Consider the following 7,865-nt stretch of genomic DNA (forward strand, 5'->3'; position numbering starts at 1 on the left):
CGCCCCGCCCGCGGTCGCGATTGCGGTCCGCCTGCATCTCCGGCCAGCCTGCGTCACCTGGATGCCACGGGGGCACGCGTCGGTGCAGTTGAAGGTGGTGCGGCAGCGCCACACGCCCTCGGCGTCGTTGAGGATCTCGAGACGCTCGGCGGCGCCCTCGTCACGGGAGTCGAAGATGAACCGGTGCGCGTTGACGATCGCCGCCGGCCCGAAGTACGACCCGTCGGCCCAGAACACGGGGCATGAGGTCGTGCAGCAGGCGCAGAGGATGCACTTGGTGGTGTCGTCGAAGCGGGCGCGGTCGGTCTGCGACTGGATGCGCTCGGCGGTCGGCTGGTTGCCGGACGTGATGAGGTACGGCATGACGTCGCGGTACGACTTGAAGAACGGCTCCATGTCGACGTAGAGGTCCTTCTCCACCGGCAGGCCGCGCAGCGGCGCCACCGTGATGGTGATGGACTTGCCGTCCTTGGGGAGCATGTCCTTCATGAGGACCTTGCACGCCAGGCGGTTCACGCCGTTGATGAGCATGGCGTCCGAACCGCAGATGCCGTGCGCACAGGACCGGCGGAACGCCAGGGACCCGTCGATGTAGTTCTTGACGTACATCAGCAGGTTGAGCAGACGGTCCGACGGCAGGGCCGGGACCTCGTACTCCTTCCAACCCGCCGAATCCGGATCCTCCGGGTTGAACCGGGCGATCTTCAGCGTGACCATGGTCGAGCCGGGCGGAACGGGACGGTTGGAGTTCGGGTCCCTGCCGTCGGTGGCCTTGGTGGTGTCGACTGCGGTGGTCATCAGTACTTACGCTCCATCGGCTCGTAGCGGGTCTGCACAACCGGCTTCCAGTCCAGCCGGATGTCGGAGAGCAGATCGAGGCCGTTCTCCTTGAACGCCATCGTGTGCTTCATGTACTCGTCGTCGTTGCGGTCCGGGTAGTCCTCGCGGGAGTGACCGCCACGCGACTCCTTGCGGTTGAGGGCACCCACGACGGTGACCTCGGCCAGCTCGAGGAGGAAGCCCAGCTCGACGGCCTCGAGGAGCTCGGTGTTGAACCGTCGGCCCTTGTCGCTGACCGTGACGTGCTCGTAGCGCTCCTTGAGCGCGCGGATCTCGTCGCGGGCCTCGGTGAGCGACTGCTCGGTGCGGAACACCGACGCCTTGTCGTCCATCATGGCCTGCATCTCGCTGCGGATGTCGGCCGCGCTCTCGTTGCCGCGGTCGGACAGCATCCGCTCCATCCACTCGCGCACCATCTTCTCCGGCTCCTCGGGGAGCTCGACGAACTCGTGGTTCGCAGCGTACTCCGCCGCGGCGATGCCGGCGCGGCGGCCGAAGACGTTGATGTCCAGCAGCGAGTTGGTGCCCAGGCGGTTCGAGCCGTGGACGGACACGCAGGCGCACTCGCCGGCGGCGTACAGGCCGGGGACGACGTCGGAGTTGTTGCGCAGCACCTCGCCCCGGACGTTGGTCGGGATGCCGCCCATGACGTAGTGGCAGGTGGGGAACACCGGCACGAGCTCGGTGACGGGGTCCACACCGAGGTAGGTGCGGGAGAACTCGGTGATGTCGGGCAGCTTCTCCTCGAGCACGTCGGCGCCGAGGTGGGTCACGTCGATGTAGACGTAGTCCTTCTCGGGGCCGGCGCCGCGACCCTCGCGCACCTCGAGGACCATCGAGCGGGCGACGATGTCACGCGGCGCGAGGTCCTTGATGGTGGGGGCGTAGCGCTCCATGAAGCGCTCGCCGTCGGCGTTGCGCAGGATGCCGCCCTCACCGCGGACGGCCTCGGAGATGAGGATACCGAGGCCGGCGAGGCCGGTCGGGTGGAACTGGTGGAACTCCATGTCCTCCAGCGGCAGGCCCTTGCGGAAGACGACGGCCATGCCGTCACCGGTGAGGGTGTGGGCGTTGGAGGTGGTCTTGTACATACGGCCCGAGCCGCCGGTCGCGAAGACGGTGGCCTTGGAGTGGAAGACGTGCAGGTCGCCGGAGGCGAGCTCGTAGGCGACGCAGCCGGTGGCGACGGGGCCCTCGGGGGTCTCCGAGAGGCACAGGTCCAGGACGTAGAACTCGTTGAAGAACTCGACCTTGTGCTTGACGCAGTTCTGGTACAGCGTCTGCAGGATCATGTGGCCCGTGCGATCGGCCGCGTAGCAGGCCCGGCGGACGGGCGCCTTGCCGTGGTCACGGGTGTGGCCGCCGAAGCGGCGCTGGTCGATCTTGCCCTCGGGCGTGCGGTTGAACGGCAGGCCCATGTTCTCCAGGTCGATGACGGCGGTGATGGCCTCCTTGGCCATGATCTCCGCGGCGTCCTGGTCGACGAGGTAGTCGCCGCCCTTGACCGTGTCGAACGTGTGCCACTCCCAGTTGTCCTCCTCGACGTTGGCGAGGGCCGCGCACATGCCGCCCTGGGCGGCGCCGGTGTGGGAGCGGGTGGGGTAGAGCTTGGTGAGGACCGCGGTACGGGTACGCGGGCCCGCCTCGATGGCCGCGCGCATGCCTGCGCCGCCCGCGCCGACGATCACTACGTCGTACTGGTGCTGGTGGACCTGACGATCGGTCATGGGTTTCTCAGTGCTCGCTTTCGAAAATAGTGAAGTCCGCCGGACGGATACTGCCGTCGATCAGATGTCGTAGGCGAGGCCGAAGATGGCGTAGGTGCCCAGGACCAGGGTCAGGACGGTGGCGGTGAGGAGGATCGAGTTGAGCCAGAACCGCGTCGAGTCCTTGCGCGAGTAGTCGGCGATGATGGTGCGGACACCGTTGGCGCCGTGCAGCATCGCCAGCCAGAGCATGAGGATGTCCCAGATCGCCCAGAACGGGCTCTGCCAGCGATCGGCCACGTAGGCCCAGTCGATGCGGTGGACGCCCTCGTCGATCATGAGGCCGACCGTGAGGTGGCCGAGGGTGAGGATGACCAGCGCGACGCCGGAGTAGCGCATGAAGATCCACGCGGTGCGCTCGAAGTTGAAGCGCGAGCGGAGGCGCGGCGACCGGGGCTGCGCCAGCGAGGCGGGGCGGTCGTAGGACGTCTGGAGAACAGGTGCGTCTGCCATGGTGATCGTTCTCCTTAGAGGTGCTCGAAGAGGAGGAAGAGGAGGCGCGCGGTCGCGGCGGCGAAGACCACGACCCAGATCGCCAGGATCGTCCACAGCATCTGGCGTTGGTACTTGGCGCCCTTGGACCAGAAGTCCACCAGGACGATGCGCAGGCCGTTGAGCGCGTGGAACAGCACGAGCGCCACGAGGCCGATCTCCATCAGTCCGACGATCGGCGTCTTGTACGTGTCGATGACCGCGTTGTAGCTCTCCGGGCTCACCGTGACGAGCGACGTGTCGAGGACGTGCACGAAGAGGAAGAAGAAGATCGCGACGCCGGAGATCCGGTGGGCGACCCACGACCACATCCCCGGGTCACCCTTGTAGAAATTGAGCTTCTTTGTGGGGGCCGGACGCGCCGGCGCCTGCGCAGTACTCATGGGCTTGTCGTGCCTCCGAATCGTCTGGGCCTGATGCCATCGGCGCGCGTTCCGGCCCGAGAGCACAGCGGGCGCCTACTAGGACTTTAGACCTGAGATCTGACTAGGCGAAAGCAGGGTGGGTACCGTGGACCGAGCGGGTTCTCCCAGTTAGGGAAGCCTAAAAGATGTTACCGAGGGGTAAGCCAGGTGTCCCAGGACGAAACCGCAGCACAACACAACGCGATCGTCGCCGGCCTCGCCGACGCCGCCCTCGCCGCCGCACGGGGTGCCTACCGTCCGTACTCCGGGCTGGGGGTGGGGGCCGCCGCGCTGGCCGTCGGCCCGGACGCGGATCCGCCCGCCGGCGACCCCGACGGGCGGGTGCGGATGGTCGTCGGGTGCAACGTGGAGAACGCCTCCTACGGGCTGACACTGTGTGCCGAGTGCTCGCTCGTGTCGGACCTCCACCGGACCGGAGGTGGGAGGCTGCTCGAGCTCGTCGTCGTCACCCACACCGGCGAACCGCTCTCGCCGTGCGGGCGCTGCCGGCAGCTCCTCCACGAACACGGCGGCCCCGACCTGGTCGTCCACACCGCGCGCGGCGCGGTGCGCCTCGGCGAGCTCCTCCCGGACGCCTTCGGGCCGGGGGACCTGGCGTGAGCGAGCGGGTCGGTCCGGCGCGACGCCATGACGCCGTGCGGATCATCGAGGCGAAGAGGGACGGGCGGGAACTCGACGACGACGAGGTCGACTGGATCGTCGACGGGTTCACCCGCGGGGTCGTCGCGCCGGAGCAGATGTCGGCGTTGGCGATGGCGATCTACTTCCGCGGCATGACCGACCGCGAGATCTCCCGGTGGACCTCCGCGATGGTCCGCTCGGGCACCCGACTGGACCTGTCCACCGTGACCCGCGGCGACGCCGTGGTCCCGACCGTCGACAAGCACTCGACCGGCGGGGTGGGCGACGCGATCACCCTCGTGCTCACCCCGCTGCTCGCGACCTGGGACGTCGCCGTACCGCAGCTGTCCGGCCGCGGACTCGGCCACACCGGCGGCACCCTCGACAAGCTCGAGTCGATCCCCGGGTGGCGCGCCGACCTCGACGCCGTCGCGATGCGGGACGTCCTGGGGCGCACGGGGGCGGTGATCTGCGCGGCCGGGTCCGACCTCGCGCCCGCCGACCGCGCCCTCTACGCCCTACGGGACGTCACCGGGACCGTGCCGTCGATCCCCATGCTCGCGGCGTCGATCATGAGCAAGAAGATCGCCGAGGGAACCGGCGCGCTGGTGCTCGACGTCAAGTACGGCTCGGGCGCGTTCCGGCCGAATCCCGCCGACGCCCGCGAGCTGGCCCGCGTGATGGTCGAGATCGGCACCGCCGCCGGCGTCCGGACGAGCGCCCTCGTCACCGCCAACCACACTCCGCTCGGCCGCGCCGTGGGCAACGCGCTCGAGGTGGCCGAGTGTCTCGAGATCCTCGGTGGCGGAGGACCCGAGGACATGATCGACCTGACCTGCGCGCTGGCCCGCGAGGCGCTGGCCGCGGTGAGGATCGACGACGCCGACCCGCGGGCGCGGCTGGCCGACGGGCGGGCGATGGACTCCTACCGGGCGATGATCGCCGCCCAGGGCGGCGACCCGGACGCGCCGCTGCCGCGCGCCGCGCACGTCGAACAGGTGCGGGCATCGGCGACGGGCCGGGTCCGGTGGGACGCCCTCGGTGTCGGTCGCGCGTCGTGGCTGTCCGGGGCGGGACGCTCCCGCCCGGGCGAGGCGGTCGACCACGCCGCCGGCGTCCTGCTGCACCGCGTCGAGGGCGAGGTGGTCAGGGCCGGGGACGTGGTGGCCACCGTCCACGCGGGTGATGAGCGACGCCTGCCCGCCGCCGTCGACGAACTCCGGGCCGCCCTGGGGACGGGCCCGGGGCGCGGCCCCGCGGGGGAGGTCGCCGACCGCCTGCGCGGGTGGTGATCCGTCAGGCCATGTCGGGCGTGGTGACGAGCTTCTCGACGTCGTCGACGAGGTCGCGCCACTCGGTGGCCTCGTCGTCGAACGGCGCGGTCGGCTCGAGCAGCTTGGCGTCGTCGGGGTTGAGCACGTAGTGCACGAACCGGCGCAGCGCCGAGCCGCGGCCGGTGACCGACGCCTCGAGCTCGGCGTCGCCGACATAGTTGGCGAGGTCGGTGACGAGTTCCACGGCCAGGCCGAGCTGATCGGGGTCGACCATGTCGGGGCCGACCTCGATGTCGCGGTCGAGCCCTGCCAGGACGTAGGCGTTGTCGTCGGTGACGTGGACGTCGAGGCTGCCGTCGACCGCGGCGAGCTTGACGCGCTCGTACGTGGCCACCCGGCTGAGTGTCGCGTCGTCGTTGTCCGCCAGGAAGCGGGCCAGGCCGCGGGGGCTGGTGAAGACGTAGGCCTGGTCGCCGTCCCCGAGGAACACGGGGCGGTCCCCGAGGTAGCAGCGCAGGCTGAGGTACTCCTGGTCGGAGAACACGATCTTGATGGGGTCGATCCCGACGCTCTCCCACAGGGAGCCCTCGGGGTAGCCGGTGGGTGCGGGCTCGGGTTCCGGCTCCGGCTCGGGGAGTGCAGCCTCGGCGGTCTCGAGGTCGTACCGGGCCCGCTCGACCTCGCCGCGGTCGAGTTCGGGGGTGGTCATGACGTCCTGGATGGCGTCGAGGACGTCGTCCCAACCCTTGGCGACGGTCTTGCGGATGGACTTCCACAGCTTGAGCCCGTCGCGGCCGTAGAACTCGTCCATGCCGTGCGTGACGGACGCCAGGACGGGGTTGCCGTTGAAGAACTTGGTCACGGTGTCGAGTTCGCACACCTCGCCGATCGAGCGGGCGATCGCGAAGGACTGGTCGATCTCGTCGACCGAGGACTCGGTGGGGTTCTCGCCGAGCAGTTCGAGGACGCCTACCAGGTCGTAGCAGTTCTCGTCGGCGGCGCGGAAGTCGAGGACGTCGGACTGCGCGAACTGCTCCCACGAGGGGTGGTCCTGCAGGTCGTGCTCGGCGCCGCTGCGGACCAGGGCCAGGAGTTCGGCCGTCGAGTCGAACGCGTAGAGGTCGTCGCCGAGACCGAGGAACGCCTCCCAGTCGTCGTTGTCCTCGCGCCAGCTGGGTGCCCAGAGGGTCGTGACGTCTCCCTCCGGGAGACCGAGCTCGATCGGGACGATGTCCTTGGCCATGCTGGTCAGCATATCCACGCCCGCTCAGCCGGTGCCACGGCCCGCCCGGGTGGCGTCCGGGTACCGGCGGGCGGCGTCCTCGGCGGCGCGTCTGCGGCCGATCACCGCCAGCGCGACCGAGCCCGACACCAGCTCGGCGCGTCGAGCGTTGGCCTGTTCGACGGCGTCCGCGGTGGCCTCGAGGATCGACGCGGCGACCGTCTCCGAACCGTGGCGGCGCAGGCCGGGCGCCAGGACGAGGTCCACCACGGTGCCGCCGGAGTCCGCGGTGGCGGTGGCGAGCTGGTCGCTGCTGCTGGACACCACGCGCAGTGTCTCCAGCTGGTCGTGGGCGGACTCCCACTCGGCCGCGATGCCGCGCAGACGGTCGAGGAAGGCTTCCACGTCCAGTCCGCCGCCGCTCACGGGACGGCCTCCCGCACCTCGTCGTCGTCCCACTCCCACTCGTCACGACCGTGTCCGTCACCCTCCTCGGCGGCGAGGCGTTCGAGGAGCTCGCGGGCGTCGCCCGCCGCGGCGGTGAGCGTGCGCAGGACCGCCCGCGCCACCTCGGTGGACGGGCGGTTCAGCAGGTCGGCCGGCAGGGCCAGGCCCACCGGCACGCCGTCGGTGCCGACCTCGGCGACCACTCCGGTCACGGGGTCGGTGTGACGGCACGTGTCGCGGGTCATCCGCCCGTCGGGCGGTAGAAACCGTAGAAGGACATGCCCATATTGTCGGTGCGAAGCCCGGATACCGCTACAGGGTCCCCGGCCTCCACGATCTGCCCGTTGCCGATGTACATGGCGACGTGACCGTCCCACACCAGCAGGTCACCGGGCATGAGGTCCTGCGCCGACACCTGGACGCCGACGCCCTGTTCCTGGGCCAGCCGGGGGATCTCCACCCCGGCGTCCCGGTACGCCCACTGCGTGAGCCCGCTGCAGTCGAGCCCCTGGCCCGGGGTCGTGCCGCCCCACACGTAGGGCACGCCCTGCTGGCTGAGCGCGTTGCGCACCGCCCCCGCGGCCTGTTCGTTGGGAGCGGTGACGACCGAACCGTCGGGCAGCGCGACCTCGGTGCCGCCGCCGATCAGGCCGGAGCCCGCGTCCCCGAAACCCGCCGAACCTGGGGCCGCGGACGCCGCCCCCTCGGACGATCCGCCGTACCCGGCCAGCGACGCCGTCGCGCCCGAGGCCCCCGACGCGGCCCCAGGTTCGGCGGG

At 70.3% G+C, this 7,865-nt stretch carries 10 protein-coding genes; 2 read left to right on the forward strand and 8 right to left on the reverse strand.

The window, feature by feature from the left end; translation table 11 throughout:
* The 4 genes from KHA85_RS15535 to sdhC form a co-directional block, all read right to left on the reverse strand.
* On the reverse strand, positions 1-798 hold a 798-nt coding region (locus KHA85_RS15535; protein ID WP_213186503.1), incomplete at its 3' end, for a succinate dehydrogenase iron-sulfur subunit.
* Positions 798-2,567 (reverse strand): succinate dehydrogenase flavoprotein subunit, encoded by a 1,770-nt coding sequence (sdhA, locus tag KHA85_RS15540; protein ID WP_213186504.1) that lies wholly within the window; start codon positions 2,565-2,567, stop codon positions 798-800. The genes sdhA and KHA85_RS15535, both read right to left, overlap by 1 nt.
* 60 nt (positions 2,568-2,627) lie before the next feature.
* Complete coding sequence (locus KHA85_RS15545) at positions 2,628-3,059, reverse strand: succinate dehydrogenase hydrophobic membrane anchor subunit (RefSeq protein WP_213186505.1); 432 nt, start codon at positions 3,057-3,059, stop codon at positions 2,628-2,630.
* Positions 3,060-3,073: 14 nt separating this feature from the next.
* Positions 3,074-3,481, reverse strand: coding sequence for a succinate dehydrogenase, cytochrome b556 subunit (gene sdhC / locus KHA85_RS15550; protein ID WP_082904708.1), 408 nt, complete (start codon positions 3,479-3,481; stop codon positions 3,074-3,076).
* A 189-nt stretch (positions 3,482-3,670) separates the two neighbouring features.
* On the opposite strand from sdhC, the gene KHA85_RS15555 reads away from it, so the two are divergent.
* Positions 3,671-4,123 (forward strand): cytidine deaminase, encoded by a 453-nt coding sequence (locus KHA85_RS15555; RefSeq protein ID WP_213186506.1) that lies wholly within the window; start codon positions 3,671-3,673, stop codon positions 4,121-4,123.
* The gene (locus tag KHA85_RS15560; protein WP_308936971.1) at positions 4,120-5,436 is read left to right on the forward strand and encodes a thymidine phosphorylase; all 1,317 of its coding nucleotides are present in this window, start codon (positions 4,120-4,122) and stop codon (positions 5,434-5,436) included. Before KHA85_RS15555 ends, KHA85_RS15560 begins: the two co-directional genes overlap by 4 nt.
* Before the next feature lie 4 nt (positions 5,437-5,440).
* Here the strand turns inward: KHA85_RS15560 and KHA85_RS15565 are convergent, their stop codons facing one another.
* The 4 genes from KHA85_RS15565 to KHA85_RS15580 form a co-directional block, all read right to left on the reverse strand.
* The gene (locus tag KHA85_RS15565; RefSeq protein WP_181365961.1) at positions 5,441-6,661 is read right to left on the reverse strand and encodes a SatS C-terminal domain-containing protein; all 1,221 of its coding nucleotides are present in this window, start codon (positions 6,659-6,661) and stop codon (positions 5,441-5,443) included.
* A 24-nt stretch (positions 6,662-6,685) separates the two neighbouring features.
* The gene (locus tag KHA85_RS15570; protein ID WP_007629639.1) at positions 6,686-7,066 is read right to left on the reverse strand and encodes a YbaB/EbfC family nucleoid-associated protein; all 381 of its coding nucleotides are present in this window, start codon (positions 7,064-7,066) and stop codon (positions 6,686-6,688) included.
* The gene (locus KHA85_RS15575; protein ID WP_223210182.1) at positions 7,063-7,299 is read right to left on the reverse strand and encodes a hypothetical protein; all 237 of its coding nucleotides are present in this window, start codon (positions 7,297-7,299) and stop codon (positions 7,063-7,065) included. Before KHA85_RS15575 ends, KHA85_RS15570 begins: the two co-directional genes overlap by 4 nt.
* Before the next feature lie 29 nt (positions 7,300-7,328).
* On the reverse strand, positions 7,329-7,865 hold a 537-nt coding region (locus KHA85_RS15580; protein WP_213186507.1), incomplete at its 5' end, for a C40 family peptidase.

Source organism: Dietzia massiliensis (assembly GCF_018390595.1).
Classification (GTDB): domain Bacteria; phylum Actinomycetota; class Actinomycetes; order Mycobacteriales; family Mycobacteriaceae; genus Dietzia; species Dietzia massiliensis.

Excerpts from the sequence above, each read along its gene's own strand:
- sdhA (WP_213186504.1), bottom strand. The coding sequence starts at position 2,567 with ATGACCGATCGTCAGGTCCACCAGCACCAGTACGACGTAGTGATCGTC.
- KHA85_RS15545 (WP_213186505.1), bottom strand. The coding sequence starts at position 3,059 with ATGGCAGACGCACCTGTTCTCCAGACGTCCTACGACCGCCCCGCCTCG.
- sdhC (WP_082904708.1), bottom strand. The coding sequence starts at position 3,481 with ATGAGTACTGCGCAGGCGCCGGCGCGTCCGGCCCCCACAAAGAAGCTC.
- KHA85_RS15565 (WP_181365961.1), bottom strand. The coding sequence starts at position 6,661 with ATGGCCAAGGACATCGTCCCGATCGAGCTCGGTCTCCCGGAGGGAGAC.